Here is a 13,943-nt window from a genome sequence, read left to right on the forward strand (position 1 = left end):
CCCTATGAGCCAGAACGTATTTCAGTTTATCGATGTGCAGCGGGTCGACCCGCCCAAGAAGCCGCTCAAGATCCGCAAAATCCAGTTTGTGGAGATCTACGAGTCCTTCAATCAGCCGCAGGTACAGATGCAGGCGGATCGCTGCCTCGAGTGCGGCAACCCCTATTGCGAGTGGAAGTGTCCGGTCCACAACTACATCCCCAACTGGCTGAAACTGGCCAAAGAGGGGCGCATTCTTGAGGCGGTGGAGCTCTCCCACCAGACCAACAGCCTGCCGGAAGTGTGCGGTCGGGTCTGCCCGCAGGATCGCCTGTGCGAGGGCTCCTGCACCCTCAACGATCGCTTCGGCGCGGTGACCATCGGCAACATCGAAAAGTACATCACCGACAAGGCGTTCGAGATGGGCTGGAAGCCCGATCTCTCGAACGTGGTCAAGACCGGCAAGCGGGTCGCCGTTATTGGCGCCGGCCCGGCGGGTCTCGCCTGTGCCGACGTGCTGGCACGCAATGGCGTCACCCCGGTGGTGTTTGACAAATATCCGGAGATCGGCGGCCTGCTCACCTTTGGCATCCCCTCCTTCAAGCTGGAAAAAGAGGTGATGCAGCGTCGCCGCGAGATATTCCAGGGGATGGGCGTGGAGTTTCGTCTCGAGACCGAAGTGGGCAAGGACATCACCTTCGCCGACCTGCTCGGCGAGTTCGATGCGGTCTTCCTCGGGGTCGGCACCTACAAGTACATGAAGGGTGGCTTTGCCAACGAAGAGGCGCCGGGAGTCTATGATGCCCTGCCCTACCTCATCGCCAACGCCAACCGCTTGCTGGGCTTCGAGAAGGCACAAGCCGACTACATCGACTTCGCCGGCAAGCAGGTGGTGGTACTGGGCGGTGGTGATACCGCCATGGACTGCGTGCGTACCGCTATCCGTCAGGGCGCCGCCAAGGTGATCTGTGCCTATCGCCGCGACGAGGAGAACATGCCGGGCTCCAAGCGGGAGGTGAAAAACGCCCGCGAGGAGGGGGTTGAGTTCATGTTCAACCTGCAACCGGTGGCGGTCGAGCTGGATGCCAGCGGTCGCACCGTCGGCATCAAGGTAGTGAGCACCGAGCTGGGTGAACCTGATGCCAATGGCCGCCGCAACCCGGTGGTCATCGAGGGCTCCGAGCAAGTGCTGGCTGCCGATGCGGTGGTGATGGCGTTTGGCTTCCAACCCAACCCCCAACCCTGGATGGCGGAGTTTGGCATCGAGCTCGACAACCGGGATCGCATCAAGGCCCGCGAACAGGCGGAGTATGCCTTCCAGACCAGCAATCCCAAGGTGTTCGCCGGTGGCGACGCCGTGCGTGGCTCCGATCTGGTGGTGACCGCCATCTACGAAGGGCGCAAAGCCGCCGAAGGGATCATGGACTATCTGGCGGTCTAACCTGCACTTCCGCAGTCAACCCAAACAGAGCCCCGCCAGTGCGGGGCTCTTCTTTTGAGGCTAGGAATTTAAGGCTCGGAATTTAAGGCTAGGAGTTCTCGCTGGCGACTTGTCACCTATCACTCCCGTCCGGGGAGCGGCTAGATGCTCCAGCTCTCCGGCAACCGCTCGGTGAGGGTGGAGATGTACTCGAAGGTACGCGCCCGCTTGGGAGTGGTGAACATCTGGCGTGCGCTGCCTGCTTCCACCACCTCACCCGCCTCCAGAAAGATCACCTGCTGCGCTATCTGGGCTGCCAGCCGCAGATCGTGGGTAGCAATCAGCATGGTGGTTCCCTCGCGGGCCAGCTGGCGCAGCACGGTCACCACCTCCTGGGCAAGCTCGGGATCCAGCGCCGAGGTGGGTTCATCACAGAGCAGTACCTTGGGCGATGGCGCCAGCGCCCTCGCAATGGCAACCCGCTGCTGCTGGCCACCGGAGAGGGTGGCAGGCACCGCCTCGGCCTTGTGCCTGAGCCCCACCTTGTCGAGCAGTTGCAAGCCTCGCACCTCCGCTTTCGCTCTTGGCCACTTCAACACGGTCACCAATCCCTCAATAACGTTTTCCAGCACCGTCATATGCGGGAACAGCTGGAAATTCTGGAACACCATGCCGGTCTGCTGGCGCAATGCCTGCACGCTCTGGCGAGGCAGATGGTGAGAAAAATCGAGTTCGCCCCCCCCCAGCACCAGGTGCCCCGCATCCGGCCGCTCCAGCACATTGACACAGCGCAACAGGGTGCTCTTGCCACTGCCGGAGGGGCCAATCAGGGCGGTCACACTGCCCGCCACCATGGCAAGATCGATCCCCTTGAGCACCCGCTGCCCGCCAAACTGCTTCTCGATACCACGCAACCGGATCATAGGGCGACCTCCCGGGTCTCTTTGTGGGTCAACTTGCGCTCCAGCCGGTCTTGCAAGGTGGAGAGCACCGAGCTAAACAGCAGGTAGATGATGGCCGTCTCTATGTAAAGGATCAGCGGCTCATAGGTGACAGAGGCGAGCCGCTGGGCCGCCTGAAACAGCTCAGGCACGGTCACTGCCGCCGCCAACGAGGTGTCCTTCACCAGCGAAATAAAGGTGTTGGAAAGCGGTGGCACCGCAATGCGCGCCGCCTGCGGCAGGATCACCCGCCACATCACCTGGGGCCAGTTCATGCCAATCGAATAGGCTGCATCCCACTGCCCTTTCGGGATCGCCGCGAGAGTAGCGCGGATGATCTCAGAGCTGTAGGCGCCGATGTTGAGGGTGAACCCGATCACCGCGGCGGTGAAGGCATCCAGCACAATGCCAGCACTCGGCAAGCCATAGAAAATCAGAAAGAGCTGCACCAGCAGCGGCGTACCACGAATAAGCCAGACATAAAAACGAACCAGTGCCACCAATGGTGTCGGGCCATATAATCTGGCCAGCGCCACCAGCAAGCCGAGCAATATTCCCAAGACAAAGGTGATCAGGGTCAGTGGCACGGTAAAAATAAGCCCCGCTCTAAGCAGGGGCCAAAAAGAGTCGATCATTAACTGCAACCAGGCTGGCACGTTAATTACCTCGCTAGTTATTATTTTCCGGCAATATTATTGCGAGACATCAGTACCAAAATACTTAAGAGATATTTTCTGGTAGCTACCATCCTGTTTGGCAGTGCGCAGTGCCTGATTGATAGCGGCCAGCAATTCCGGCTGTCCCTTGGCGAGCAACACTGCCGATTGATCCCCCTTCGCCTCGGTCGCCGCCACCCTCAATTTGGCATCCGGTTTCTGTTTCTTGAAGTCGAGGAACGAGAGGCTGTCATTGATGGTGGCATCCACTCGCCCGGTCAGCACCAGCTGTAGTGACTGGTTGAAGCCCTCGGTGGCGACCACCTCGGCGCCCGAGGATTTCGCCAGCTGAGCAAAGTTGCTAGTCAGGGACTGGGATGATTTCTTACCCTTCAGATCCGCAAAGCTGTTGATGCTGTGATTATCGCTGTGCACCACGATCACCGCTTTGGAGGTGATGTAGGGATCTGAAAAATCATACTTTTTCAGCCGCTCCGGGGTGATGGCCACTTCGTTGAGCACCAGATCGTAGCGCTTGGCATCCACCCCGGCGATGAGACCATCCCACTTGCCTTCGACAAACTCCGGCTTCACCCCAAGGCCTTTTGCAATCAGCTCGCCAATCTCCACATCAAAGCCGACCAGCTTGCCGCTCTTGTCGTGATAGGTGAACGGAGGATAGGCGCCTTCAGTGCCGATTTTGATCGCACCGGCACTCTGGATAGCGGCGAGGCTGGACTCGGCTTGCGCCGATGTCATCAAAGCCAGTGGAAGGGCTGCCAGCAAAAACAGGGAGTGCAGTTTTTTCATTATTCACCTCGTTATATTTGTAAACATCCAGCACGCTTGCCAACGATAATCCGGATTACCATGCAATTATTATTTTGAATCCTACTGCTACCAGCACCATTTAATCGGCTCACGCCACATATACGATGACAGTCAATAAACGATTGCACTTGGCGGCACCAGCAAAAAATAACGCGAAGGTTCCCGTTACCAAACCATGAAATATGAAGATGTTAAGTGAAATAATGAATAACGAAAAAGCAGTCCCGCATTCGCTACTGATTGCGGGACACACTGTTTATTCATGATGAATAAACATACACTGCCAGCCCGATACCAAATCCAGGCCATCACCTTGTTACAAACGCACCACCAGCCACTCCCCCTTGCCGACCGGCACCAGCGAGGTGGCAAAGGCCGGATCCTGCCCGACCTCGTTCATCCACTCCACCATCTCGCTGCGATGGGAGATGGCGTTATCGACCACCAGCAGGCCACGGGGTGCCAGCAGGCGGCGGATCTGCGGCCACCATGCCCGGTAGTGCTGACGATCCGAATCGAGGAAGATGAGCTGATAGCCGCCTTGCGGCAAGGTCGGTAACAGCTCGCCTGCATCCCCTGCCAGCAAGGTTACCCAGGGGGCCAGCCCTGCCCTCTGAAAGTTGTCATGGGCCAGCACGCGCTTATCCTCATCCAGCTCAATGGTGGTCACGTGCCCCTCCAGCCGACGCACCGCTTCTGCCAGCCAGAGTGTGGAGTAACCATTGGAGGTGCCAATCTCCAGCACCGCCTGCGCCCCACGGGTCTGCACCAATACTGACAGCAACTCCCCCGTGTCGCGGGTGATATTGAGCAGCTTGCGGTGTCGAGCCTGCTGCATGCTGTCATTGCGCTCGCCAAGCTGCTCCAGCTGGCGTTTTAACTGTTCCAGTTCCATCGATATCCCTTTCGTCCTTGCCCAAAACCGTTAGCCCACACCTCCAAGCTTGGCATTTGGGAGTCAAATGATTGCTTTCAACCGCCACTCACACCACAAAGGATGAGAAAAGGACAACCATTTGAGGCAGAATTTGTGACGTCTATCTGTTACACTTCGCGCCCGCCATTTTCCGGCTCACTCTCTGACTTGATGTCAGGCGCAGCCGTCGGTGGTTACAACCTCCGTCTCGCTCATGCCGAGCTAACCAAGCCAAACACAGCCCAGCTGGAACACAGGAACCCATTATGAGATTTGAATCGTTCGATTTTGCCCCCGAGATTTTGCGTGCTGTCTCAGATTGCGGTTATCAGGAGATGACCCCTGTGCAGCAACAGGCGATCCCGGCCATTCGCCGTGGCCGCGATGTGCTGGCCAACGCCCAGACAGGTACCGGCAAGACCGCCGCCTTCGCCCTGCCCATCTTGCAGCGTCTGGTAGACAATCCGGCTCCGGTCCAGCCTTCCAACGCCCGCGTGCTGATCCTGACCCCGACCCGCGAGCTGGCGGCTCAGGTGGCGAGCAACATCAATGACTTCGCCAAGTATCTCGATATCACCACCATCACCATCGTCGGCGGTGGCAAGCAGGACGTGCAGGCCAAGAAGCTCAAAGCGGGCGCTCACATCATTGTGGCCACCCCGGGCCGTCTGCTGGAGCACCTCACCGCCTGCAACCTCAGCCTCTCTGGCGTCGAGTGTCTGGTGATGGATGAAGCGGATCGCATCCTCGACATGGGCTTCAGTGCCGATGTGCAGAAGATCCTGCAAGCGGTCAACAAGACCCGTCAAAACCTGCTCTTCTCCGCCACCTTCTCCGATGCGGTGAAGAAGCTGGCCAACCTGATGCTGGACAGACCGCAGATCGTCAGCGTCAACAAGCAGAACTCCACCGCCGACACCGTCAGCCACACCGTCTATCCGGTCGAGCAGAAGCGCAAGCGCGAGCTGCTCTCAGAGCTGATTGGCAAGCAGAACTGGCAGCAGGTGCTGGTGTTCGCCAGTACCCGCGAGAGCTGTGATGTGCTGGTCGAGGAGCTGAACCTCGACGGCATCAAGTCCGCCGTTGTCCATGGCGAGAAGGCCCAGGGCAACCGTCGCCGCGCCCTGCGCGAATTCATGGAAGGCAAGGTACGGGTACTGGTCGCCACCGAAGTGGCCGCCCGTGGTCTGGACATCCCGGACCTGGAATACGTGGTCAACTATGATCTGCCGTTCCTGGCGGAAGATTACGTGCACCGCATCGGTCGTACCGGTCGTGCCGGCAAGCGCGGCATGGCCATCTCCTTCGTCAGCCGTGAAGAGGAGCGCACCCTGCTGGAGATCGAGGCCCTGATCGGCCAGAAGATCCGTCGCATCATGGTGCCGGGCTATGAGGTGAGCAGCCGTGACGAGCTGATCAAACAGCTGCAGGAGCGTCGCCGCTTCGGCAAGCGTCCGCAGCGTGAAGATAACGCAGTGGCCCAGGTGATGGCCGAAGCCAAGCTGCAGGGTCAGCGCCTCAAGCGTCTGGCTGCAGCCAAGAAGCCCCGTCAGCCGAAATAAGGCGGGCAGTTGCTCTATTGAACCGCAAAGGCGCCACTGGCGCCTTTGCCATCTCTGTCATCGGTGTTGACCCCTGGTGGTCAACTCAAGGATTGCTTATGACCTCTCCGACCTACAATCAGGCCCTGCTCGAGATGGCCACTCAAAGCCTGGCCGAACTGGCCCGCACCGCCGAGCAAAAGGCGGGCAAGCGCACTCCGGCGCAAGAGAGCCACTTTCTCTGCACCTGGATGGCCGACTCCCTCAAGGAGAAGCGCTTCTCCCGTCTGGTGATGGAAGATTTGAAAGCTTGGGTGCAGCTTGGCCGCACTCTGGGTGCGGGCGCCGATCTCAAGGGATTGCTGGAGCGCATCGCCTTCCAATACCAGTGCGCCATGACCAATCCGCAGCAACTGGGGGCCAAGCTGGCTGCCCTGCTGGAGGAGCTCTCAGCGGCAGGCTGGCTGGTGCTGACCGAGAGCGAGGTGAACGCCAAGCTGCGCCTGCAATCGGGCGGTCAGGCGAGTCTGGTGGTAAGCCATAACGAATATGCAGGCCATATCGAGGACGGTGAGCTTGTCAAACCCCTCACCCTCTATGTGCGCGGTGACGAGAAGGTGCTGGCCGAGGCGGCCTTCAAGCACGGCCTGCTGCTGAGCCAGGGCAACAAGAAGACCACCCTGGTCAAGCACCACAAGGCCTACCGGCTGATGCCGGACAACGCCCAACCGGCGCTGGCACTGCTGAGCGAGGCTCGCCAAGGCGCCTGATCCCGCCTGTCTTCAGCAATAAAAACGGCAGACCCTTGAGCAGGATCTGCCGTTTTTTTATTGTTCGATGTTTGATGATGAGGTTGGGTAGTCGTTTAGCGGATCTTGATGCCAATCTGGCCCGCGTCACACCACTCGAACATCACCTCTTCGCTCTTGCCGCAGCAACTGCCACCACAGACCCGGCTTTCACGCTTGATGACCCGCCCCTTGCGCATCCAGACGCCGAGCATGGCCTCCACCGCATCTTCCGAGGTGTGGAAGTGGCGAGCCAGATCACGCCGGCTCACCTTCTGCTGCGCGGCGAGGTAATCCCCCAGCTCGCGCAGGATCATAAGGTCACCACCTTGCGGGCAACGATGTCACCGTGACGGCGACCGGCCCACCAGAGCAGTACCAGAGAGAGGCCATAGCTGACGATCCAGAACAGGCTCTGCTCCGGGTGAGCGGCGAAGGTCGCCACCTGATAGAAGAGGGTGGCGCACATAAAGGCCATATAGTTGCACCATACCGCCGTCATCAGCGCCCACTGGCGACCGGTTTCCCGCACCAGCGCGCCCATGGCTGCGGCGCAGGGCATGTAGAGCAGCACGAACAAGAGGTAGGCAAAGGCACCGGCCGCCCCGTCGAAGTGGGTCTGCATATTACCGTAGGTGGAAACATCGACCTCCTGCGCTTCGGCGGCAGCTTTCTGGTCGTCGAGGTTGCCAACATCAAGCCCCATGGGGTCGCTCGGGTTGATCTCCGCCAGATTGGCCGCCACGGCATCGATCGCCTCGTGGAAACTAGCCACCAGCGAGAACTCGCTCTCCTCCTCTGCATCGCCACCACCGGCGTAGAGGCTGTTGAGGGTACCGACCACCGCCTCTTTGGCGAAGATACCAGTGACAATACCGACCGTGGCTTGCCAGTTGTCATCGCGCACACCGATGGGGTGCAGCACCGGCGTGACGGCCTGGCTAATCTTGCTCAGTACCGAGCTCTCCTGCTCCTGATGGCCAAAGCTGCCATCGGTACCCAGGGAATTGAGCACGCTCAGCACGGCAACCACCAGCACGATGGTTTTACCTGCGCCAAAGACGAAGGATTTGAGCTTTTGCCAGGTCTTGATGGCAACGTTGACCGGACGCGGCCACTCGTAATCCGGCATCTCCATCAGCATGGAGTCGCTCTTGCCCGGCAGCAGGGTGCTGCGCAGCAACAGGCCGGTGAGCACCGCCACCAGAATGCCGATGAGGTAGAGGCCGAACACCAGGTTCTGGCCTGATTCAGGGAAGAAAGCCACCGCAAACAGGGCGTAAACCGGCAGACGGGCACCGCACGACATGAAGGGGGCCATGGCGGAGGTCATCAGCCGCTCCCGCTCGGAGTTGAGGGTACGGGTCGCCATCACCGAGGGGACGGTACAGCCAAATCCCATCAGCATCGGCACGAACGCCTTGCCTGGCAGGCCGAGTCGGCGCATCAGGGCATCCACCACGAAGGCGGCGCGGGCCAGATAGCCTGAACTCTCCAGCACCGCGAGGAACAGATAGAGGCAGCCAATCACCGGAATAAAGGTGGCCACGGTCTGCAAACCAACGCCAAAGCCGTCTGCCAGAATGGCGCCCAGCCACTCGGGGGCATTGACCAGCCCCAGCAGGTGGTGCACCCCATCGACAAACAGGGCGCCGCCCATGATGTCAAAGAAGTCGATAAAGGCGCTGCCAACGTTGATGGCAAACAGGAACATCAGGTACATGACAAACAGGAAGAAGGGGATGCCAATCCAGCGATTGAGCAGCACCCGATCCAGCCACTCGCTCTGGGCCTCGGTGAGCTTGCCCTTCTGCTGACGAGCCTGTTGTACCCACTGGTGGATATGGCCGTAGCGAATATCCGCCAGTTGCAGGTCGATATCCTGTCCCTGATGGGCACGAGCCACTACATTGGCGGCCGCCGCCTGCTGACCGGGCAGCAGGGTCTCCTGCATCACCGCATCCTCTTCCAGCAGGCGCAGGGCGCGGCCACGGGTAGTGAGGTGATGCGGGGCGAGCAGGGTCTCCAGCTCCGCCAGATCGGTTTCAAGCGCGTGGCCGTAATCGAGCTGCAAGGCGGCTTGCGGCTGACCGATAAACTGGCGGATCTGCTGCTTGAAGGCGGCAACCTGCTTGCTGTTGTGGGCAGAGAGGGCCACCACCGGGCAACCGAGAGATTTGCCGAGCTTGCTCTCGTCGATGACGATGCGACGCTTTTGCAGGATATCCAGCTTGTTGAGCACCACCACCATGGGCAGGCCCAGTTCGCGCAGTTGCAGCGTGAGGTAGAGGGAGCGCTCCAGATTGGCGGCGTCGATGACGTTGAGCAGCAGGTCGGGTTGTTGGCCCTGGGCAAAGCGGCTGGCGATCTGCTCGTCCAGACTGCCATCCTGACCCGCCAGGCTATAGATGCCGGGCAGATCCATCAGCTTGAAGTGATGCTCACCCGCGCTGAACTCACCCATCTTCTTGTCGACGGTGACGCCACTCCAGTTGCCTACCTGCTGGCGGGCGCCGGTCAGGGCGTTGAACAGGGAGGTCTTACCGCTATTGGGGTTACCTACCGTTACCAGGGAATAATTCATACCAGCTCTACCTCTATTTTCTTCTGAACCCGCCGCGTGCGAGTGGCAAGCTGCTTTGCAGGTTCGACTTCTTGTCTCTGAACCGCTCCCGGTGACGTTTCTTGACCGGAGCGGCAGCCGAACAGGGGGTTATACCGGCTCGACTTCTATTTGCTGGGCCAGACTCTTTTGCATGGAGAGACAGATCCCCTGGCACTGGATCTGGAGCGGGTCCCCCAGGGGGGCGGAGCGCAGATAAATGACTTCAGTCTGGGGCAACAGGCCCATCACCATCAGTTTGCGGCGCAGCGGCCGGGCGAGCTGATTCATATTCTTGATGCGAGCACTCTGTCCCGGTGACAACTGCGTGAGTACCATGACTGACTCCTGAAGTTAAACAATAATAATTCGCTTTTACTTGGGGCATTATAAGCTGTGTCTTCAACTTTTATTTGAGTAAAATCAAACTCCGCTTAGCTAACCCATAAAGTAATGCCATGAGTCACGACAACAACAGCCGCCTCGTTTACAGCACAGATGGCGGCATGATCAAGGAGCAGAGCGCTCCCCAATCCGCCTCCCCCTTCCCCACCGACGGCACCGTGCGCATTCGCCGCGAGACCAAGGGGCGCAAGGGCGCCGGGGTGATCACCATTCATGGCATACCCGCCGATCAGCAAAAATCCCTGGCCACCCTGCTCAAGAAAAAGTGCGGCACCGGAGGCGGTATCAAGGAGGGAGTGATCGAGATCCAAGGAGATAAACGAGACCTGATCAAAGCCGAGCTGGAGAAAGCCGGTTTCAGCGTCAAGCTGGTGGGTGGCTGATCCCCTTGTCACTCATGCGGTTTTTCCCTAGAATGCCCGCTCCCATCGAGGGGGAGTAGTCTCGCACACCGGTGCCATCCATTGCATGAATACCGGTTTGCGACCCTGATCAACATACTTGGTGCCAAATCACCATGGTCAGGGTGATCCATGCCAGCCATGGATTTGACAAGACCTTTGACGGGCCAGTGCCAATACCGGGGACGGATGGCGCAGGCTTGTCTTTGGTTTATAACAATTCCGTCCCCCGGTCATTTTTATGGAAGCCTTGTTAACCTCAACCCTCAGCGTCGCTATTGCAGAAATCGGCGATAAAACCCAGCTGTTGGCGTTGCTGCTCATCTGCCGTTTTCGCAAGCCCTGGCCCATCATCGCCGGCATGCTGGCGGCTACTTTGCTCAACCATGCGGGCGCCGCCTGGATTGGTGAGTTCATCAGCCGCTGGCTCGATCCCAAGATAATGACCTGGCTGGTCGCCATCGCCTTTATTGCCATGGCTATCTGGATTTTGGTGCCGGACAAGATGGATGACGAGGAGAGCTCGCTGGATAAATACGGCCCCTTTATGGCCACCTTCGTGCTCTTCTTCATCGCCGAGATTGGCGACAAGACCCAGATTGCCACCGTGCTGCTGGCCGCCAAGTATGACTCGCTGGTGCAGGTCATTACCGGGACGACCCTCGGCATGATGCTGGCCAACGTGCCTGTGGTGCTGATCGGCAAGCTGGGGGCGGACAAGCTGCCACTCAAGGGGATCCGCATAGCCTGCGCCATCCTCTTCGTCGGCCTCGGAGTGAGCACCCTGATCTTCGCCTGATGGCCCGAATCCGATGACCAAGCCCTCCCCTATGGAGGGCTTTTTTGTTTGTTACGTAACCCGCTGTCGCAACCCCCAGCCGCAGAGCCAAGGAGCAGTGCACGGTTGCGGGGGCCTCATGTCATAATGGGGCAAACCTCGTGGAGCCACCCATGCACAACGTATCAAGAGAGACGCTACTCGAATGGGTCAAACAGGGACGACTGGCACCAGCGCAACTGGCCGCCGCCCGAGCCCTCGCCGATCTTCCCCCCAATCCGGCACGCTGGCAGTGGCTGTTTGACCGGCTGCTGCTCTGGCTCGGCGCCCTCTGCATCGGGGCTGGACTGGTCTTCTTCGTCGCCTTCAACTGGCATGAGTTGGGTCGGGTCTCCCGCCTCGCCCTGCTGGAGGCGCCGCTGCTCGCCATGCTGCTTCTGCTGTGGCGCAAGCCCCTTGGGGATACCCCCCGTCAGGCGCTACTGCTCGCTATCTCCCTCAATATCGGCGCTCTGCTGGCGCTGGTGGGTCAAACCTACCAAACCGGTGCTGATCCCTGGCAGCTGTTCGCCACCTGGGCGCTGATGTTGGTACCGCTGGCGGCATTTGGCCAAAGCCCTCTGCTCTGGACCTTAAGCTGGCTGCTCGGCCAGCTGGCGCTGGTGCTCTACTGGCGGCTCGGCCTGTTTACGTTCTTCTTTACCTTCGATGAAGAGGGATTGGGCTGGTGCCTTACCCTGCTCAATGCCGCCCTCTGGGGTCTGCTTCTGCTGGCGCCAACCCGCTGGCGCCTGATGCCAAGCTGGCTGGCGGGTCTGGCCGCGGGTCTGGGAGCCACTCTGCTCACACTGCTGGCGCAGTTTGATGCCGCTTCCCCGCTGGTGTGGCCGCTCTGGCTTGGCTGGCTCGCCGCGGCCTATGCCCTCTGGCATCACAGATTTATCGCCGGACTCGCCATGGGGTGCCTCAGCCTGATTGCCATCATCCTCGCCGCCCTTGGCAAATGGATGGAGCCCGATATCAACGGCTTCTTGCTGCTTAGCCTGATCGCCATCGGCCTTTCCGTCACTGCTGCCCGCTGGTTGCAACAACAACGGAGGTTACATGAGTAATCTGACCCTTTGGCACGCGCTACAACAGGCCAATATGGTGGACGGGGAGATGCCCCGCGACACCCAACCTCACTGGTCGAGCCGTTTTATGCTGGGGCTGGTGGGGTGGATTGCCGCCCTGTTCTTGCTCTTTTTTCTCTTTATGACCTTCGAGCAGCTGACCCGCGAGGCCAACAGCGCCCTGCTGCTGGGGTCCGTATTGCTGGTGGTGGCCTACGCCCTCAATCGCAGCCAACGCGGCGATCTCTGGGATCAGTTCGTGCTGGCCCTCACCCTGGCGGCCGATGCCTGGCTGCTCTATGGCCTGATCGATCAGATTGACTATCATCACACCCTGCTCTGGTTCGGGCTTGCCCTGCTCTCGCTCGCCATTGCCGTGCTGTTCGATCACTGGCTGGTGCGGCTGTTTCACAGCGTGGCGGCGGCCCTGCTGCTTACCCTTGGTCTCGCCTGCCTCGGGCTGCAACTGCTGGCGCTGCCGCTGGTGATGACCGCCATCACTTTCTGCTGGCTGCGGGCAGATAGGGATCCAGAGCGCCACCAGCTCTATCACTCCATCACGCTGGGGCTCGCCCTCTCCCTGCTGGTGCTGGGCCGCCTGCACCACCCGCTGTGGGATGGAGGCAGCAGCGTGCTGGACGAACTGGGGCTATCGCGCCTGCCGCTCTGGCTCAATCCCCTGCTCTGCGCCGCCCTGCTGCTGGCGGTGATGGTGAAGCTGAGGCTCCCTCTGCTGTTTGGCCTGCCACTAGTGCTGATCAGCGCCATCATCCCCGGCATGGGAGCGGGCGCACTGGTGCTGATCCTCGGGTTTTATGCCGGCAGTCTGGGGCTGATGACACTCTCGGCCCTGCTGCTGCTCGGCTATGGCTCGCTCTATTACTACGATCTTGGGCTCACCCTGATGACCAAATCCTGGCTGCTGCTGGGCTCCGGCATCCTGCTGCTGGGGGCCCGCCAGCTGCTCACCACCTTCGCGGCAAGGAGCGACTCATGAAACCCGTCACCCGACAGCTCGCCCTGTTGCTGAGCGGCCTCGCCATCCTGGCGGGCATCAATGCCACCGTCTGGCGCTATGAGCACGCCATGAGCAGCGGCGAAGTGGTGCTGCTGCGGCTCGCCCCGGTCGATCCTCGCTCCCTGATGCAGGGGGATTACATGCGGCTCAACTATGAAATTGCCCGCGAGCTGACCAGCCGCGACGCCAGAGCTACTCAAAACAAGGGCAGCGATACCCTGGTGATCCGCCTCGATGCCCATCAGGTGGCCAGTCTGGTGGCCGATGGCAAACCGGATCGGCTCGCCAGCGATGAGCGGCTATTGCAGGTGCACCAGAGCGAGCGGCAGTGGCAGATCGGCCCCGATGCCTACTTCTTTGAAGAGGGGGAGGGAGAGCAGTACGAAGCGGCCCGCTACGGCGAGTTCCGGCTGCAAGCGGATGGCAAGACCCTGCTGGTGGGGCTGCGGGATGAGGCCTACCAGCCCATCGGGCAGATCCGCGCCCGCTGGTAACGGCCGTGAGTGGCTATTTACTCTGTTGATGGTCACACTCAAGAGAAGGTTGATCGCTAAG

At 60.1% G+C, this 13,943-nt stretch carries 15 protein-coding genes; 8 read left to right on the plus strand and 7 right to left on the minus strand.

Annotated elements, in window-relative coordinates:
* Positions 1-4 precede the first annotated feature (4 nt).
* Positions 5-1,420 carry an FAD-dependent oxidoreductase gene (locus G5367_RS03150; RefSeq protein WP_005346752.1) on the plus strand — a complete coding sequence of 472 codons (1,416 nt, stop codon included), beginning with the start codon at positions 5-7 and terminating at the stop codon, positions 1,418-1,420.
* A gap of 140 nt (positions 1,421-1,560) precedes the next feature.
* Here the strand turns inward: G5367_RS03150 and G5367_RS03155 are convergent, their stop codons facing one another.
* The 4 genes from G5367_RS03155 to G5367_RS03170 form a co-directional block, all read right to left on the minus strand.
* The gene (locus G5367_RS03155; RefSeq protein ID WP_042056191.1) at positions 1,561-2,322 is read right to left on the minus strand and encodes an amino acid ABC transporter ATP-binding protein; all 762 of its coding nucleotides are present in this window, start codon (positions 2,320-2,322) and stop codon (positions 1,561-1,563) included.
* Positions 2,319-2,975, minus strand: coding sequence for an amino acid ABC transporter permease (locus G5367_RS03160; protein ID WP_178378368.1), 657 nt, complete (start codon positions 2,973-2,975; stop codon positions 2,319-2,321). The genes G5367_RS03155 and G5367_RS03160 overlap by 4 nt, the downstream gene beginning before the upstream one ends.
* Positions 2,976-3,032: 57 nt before the next feature.
* The gene (locus G5367_RS03165; protein ID WP_139441836.1) at positions 3,033-3,806 is read right to left on the minus strand and encodes an amino acid ABC transporter substrate-binding protein; all 774 of its coding nucleotides are present in this window, start codon (positions 3,804-3,806) and stop codon (positions 3,033-3,035) included.
* 337 nt (positions 3,807-4,143) lie between these two features.
* Positions 4,144-4,722, minus strand: a complete 579-nt coding sequence (locus G5367_RS03170) for an O-methyltransferase (protein WP_088869238.1) — start codon at positions 4,720-4,722, stop codon at positions 4,144-4,146.
* Positions 4,723-5,009: 287 nt separating this feature from the next.
* On the opposite strand from G5367_RS03170, the gene G5367_RS03175 reads away from it, so the two are divergent.
* Complete coding sequence (locus G5367_RS03175; RefSeq protein WP_421293817.1) at positions 5,010-6,305, plus strand: DEAD/DEAH box helicase; 1,296 nt, start codon at positions 5,010-5,012, stop codon at positions 6,303-6,305.
* 98 nt (positions 6,306-6,403) lie between these two features.
* Entirely contained in the window at positions 6,404-7,054 is a 651-nt protein-coding gene (locus tag G5367_RS03180; RefSeq protein WP_257700383.1) for a DUF2913 family protein, read from the plus strand.
* Positions 7,055-7,149: 95 nt separating this feature from the next.
* Here the strand turns inward: G5367_RS03180 and G5367_RS03185 are convergent, their stop codons facing one another.
* The 3 genes from G5367_RS03185 to G5367_RS03195 form a co-directional block, all read right to left on the minus strand.
* Positions 7,150-7,389 (minus strand): FeoC-like transcriptional regulator, encoded by a 240-nt coding sequence (locus G5367_RS03185; protein WP_005350974.1) that lies wholly within the window; start codon positions 7,387-7,389, stop codon positions 7,150-7,152.
* Positions 7,386-9,656, minus strand: coding sequence for a Fe(2+) transporter permease subunit FeoB (feoB, locus tag G5367_RS03190; RefSeq protein ID WP_201954633.1), 2,271 nt, complete (start codon positions 9,654-9,656; stop codon positions 7,386-7,388). Before feoB ends, G5367_RS03185 begins: the two co-directional genes overlap by 4 nt.
* 129 nt (positions 9,657-9,785) lie before the next feature.
* The gene (locus G5367_RS03195; RefSeq protein WP_005337384.1) at positions 9,786-10,013 is read right to left on the minus strand and encodes a FeoA family protein; all 228 of its coding nucleotides are present in this window, start codon (positions 10,011-10,013) and stop codon (positions 9,786-9,788) included.
* A 119-nt stretch (positions 10,014-10,132) separates the two neighbouring features.
* Between G5367_RS03195 and G5367_RS03200 the strand changes: the two genes are divergently transcribed.
* From G5367_RS03200 to G5367_RS03220, 5 genes are all read left to right on the plus strand, one after another.
* Entirely contained in the window at positions 10,133-10,462 is a 330-nt protein-coding gene (locus G5367_RS03200; RefSeq protein ID WP_346211516.1) for a stress response translation initiation inhibitor YciH, read from the plus strand.
* A 259-nt stretch (positions 10,463-10,721) separates the two neighbouring features.
* On the plus strand, positions 10,722-11,279 hold the full coding sequence (locus G5367_RS03205; protein ID WP_005337386.1) for a TMEM165/GDT1 family protein: 558 nt from the start codon (positions 10,722-10,724) through the stop codon (positions 11,277-11,279).
* Between the two features lie 152 nt (positions 11,280-11,431).
* Complete coding sequence (locus G5367_RS03210) at positions 11,432-12,370, plus strand: DUF2157 domain-containing protein (RefSeq protein ID WP_421293818.1); 939 nt, start codon at positions 11,432-11,434, stop codon at positions 12,368-12,370.
* Entirely contained in the window at positions 12,363-13,367 is a 1,005-nt protein-coding gene (locus G5367_RS03215; RefSeq protein ID WP_335837458.1) for a DUF4401 domain-containing protein, read from the plus strand. The genes G5367_RS03210 and G5367_RS03215 overlap by 8 nt, the downstream gene beginning before the upstream one ends.
* Positions 13,364-13,882, plus strand: coding sequence for a GDYXXLXY domain-containing protein (locus tag G5367_RS03220; RefSeq protein WP_421243797.1), 519 nt, complete (start codon positions 13,364-13,366; stop codon positions 13,880-13,882). Before G5367_RS03215 ends, G5367_RS03220 begins: the two co-directional genes overlap by 4 nt.
* Positions 13,883-13,943 lie beyond the last annotated feature (61 nt).

Origin of the sequence: Aeromonas sp. 604282, assembly GCF_049170575.1 — a bacterium.
In the GTDB taxonomy this organism is placed as follows: domain Bacteria; phylum Pseudomonadota; class Gammaproteobacteria; order Enterobacterales; family Aeromonadaceae; genus Aeromonas; species Aeromonas veronii_A.

Excerpts from the sequence above, each read along its gene's own strand:
- G5367_RS03150 (WP_005346752.1), top strand. The coding sequence starts at position 5 with ATGAGCCAGAACGTATTTCAGTTTATCGATGTGCAGCGGGTCGACCCG.
- G5367_RS03155 (WP_042056191.1), bottom strand. The coding sequence starts at position 2,322 with ATGATCCGGTTGCGTGGTATCGAGAAGCAGTTTGGCGGGCAGCGGGTG.
- G5367_RS03160 (WP_178378368.1), bottom strand. The coding sequence starts at position 2,975 with ATGATCGACTCTTTTTGGCCCCTGCTTAGAGCGGGGCTTATTTTTACC.
- G5367_RS03165 (WP_139441836.1), bottom strand. The coding sequence starts at position 3,806 with ATGAAAAAACTGCACTCCCTGTTTTTGCTGGCAGCCCTTCCACTGGCT.
- G5367_RS03170 (WP_088869238.1), bottom strand. The coding sequence starts at position 4,722 with ATGGAACTGGAACAGTTAAAACGCCAGCTGGAGCAGCTTGGCGAGCGC.
- G5367_RS03175 (WP_421293817.1), top strand. The coding sequence starts at position 5,010 with ATGAGATTTGAATCGTTCGATTTTGCCCCCGAGATTTTGCGTGCTGTC.
- G5367_RS03180 (WP_257700383.1), top strand. The coding sequence starts at position 6,404 with ATGACCTCTCCGACCTACAATCAGGCCCTGCTCGAGATGGCCACTCAA.
- G5367_RS03185 (WP_005350974.1), bottom strand. The coding sequence starts at position 7,389 with ATGATCCTGCGCGAGCTGGGGGATTACCTCGCCGCGCAGCAGAAGGTG.
- feoB (WP_201954633.1), bottom strand. The coding sequence starts at position 9,656 with ATGAATTATTCCCTGGTAACGGTAGGTAACCCCAATAGCGGTAAGACC.
- G5367_RS03195 (WP_005337384.1), bottom strand. The coding sequence starts at position 10,013 with ATGGTACTCACGCAGTTGTCACCGGGACAGAGTGCTCGCATCAAGAAT.
- G5367_RS03200 (WP_346211516.1), top strand. The coding sequence starts at position 10,133 with ATGAGTCACGACAACAACAGCCGCCTCGTTTACAGCACAGATGGCGGC.
- G5367_RS03205 (WP_005337386.1), top strand. The coding sequence starts at position 10,722 with ATGGAAGCCTTGTTAACCTCAACCCTCAGCGTCGCTATTGCAGAAATC.
- G5367_RS03210 (WP_421293818.1), top strand. The coding sequence starts at position 11,432 with ATGCACAACGTATCAAGAGAGACGCTACTCGAATGGGTCAAACAGGGA.
- G5367_RS03215 (WP_335837458.1), top strand. The coding sequence starts at position 12,363 with ATGAGTAATCTGACCCTTTGGCACGCGCTACAACAGGCCAATATGGTG.
- G5367_RS03220 (WP_421243797.1), top strand. The coding sequence starts at position 13,364 with ATGAAACCCGTCACCCGACAGCTCGCCCTGTTGCTGAGCGGCCTCGCC.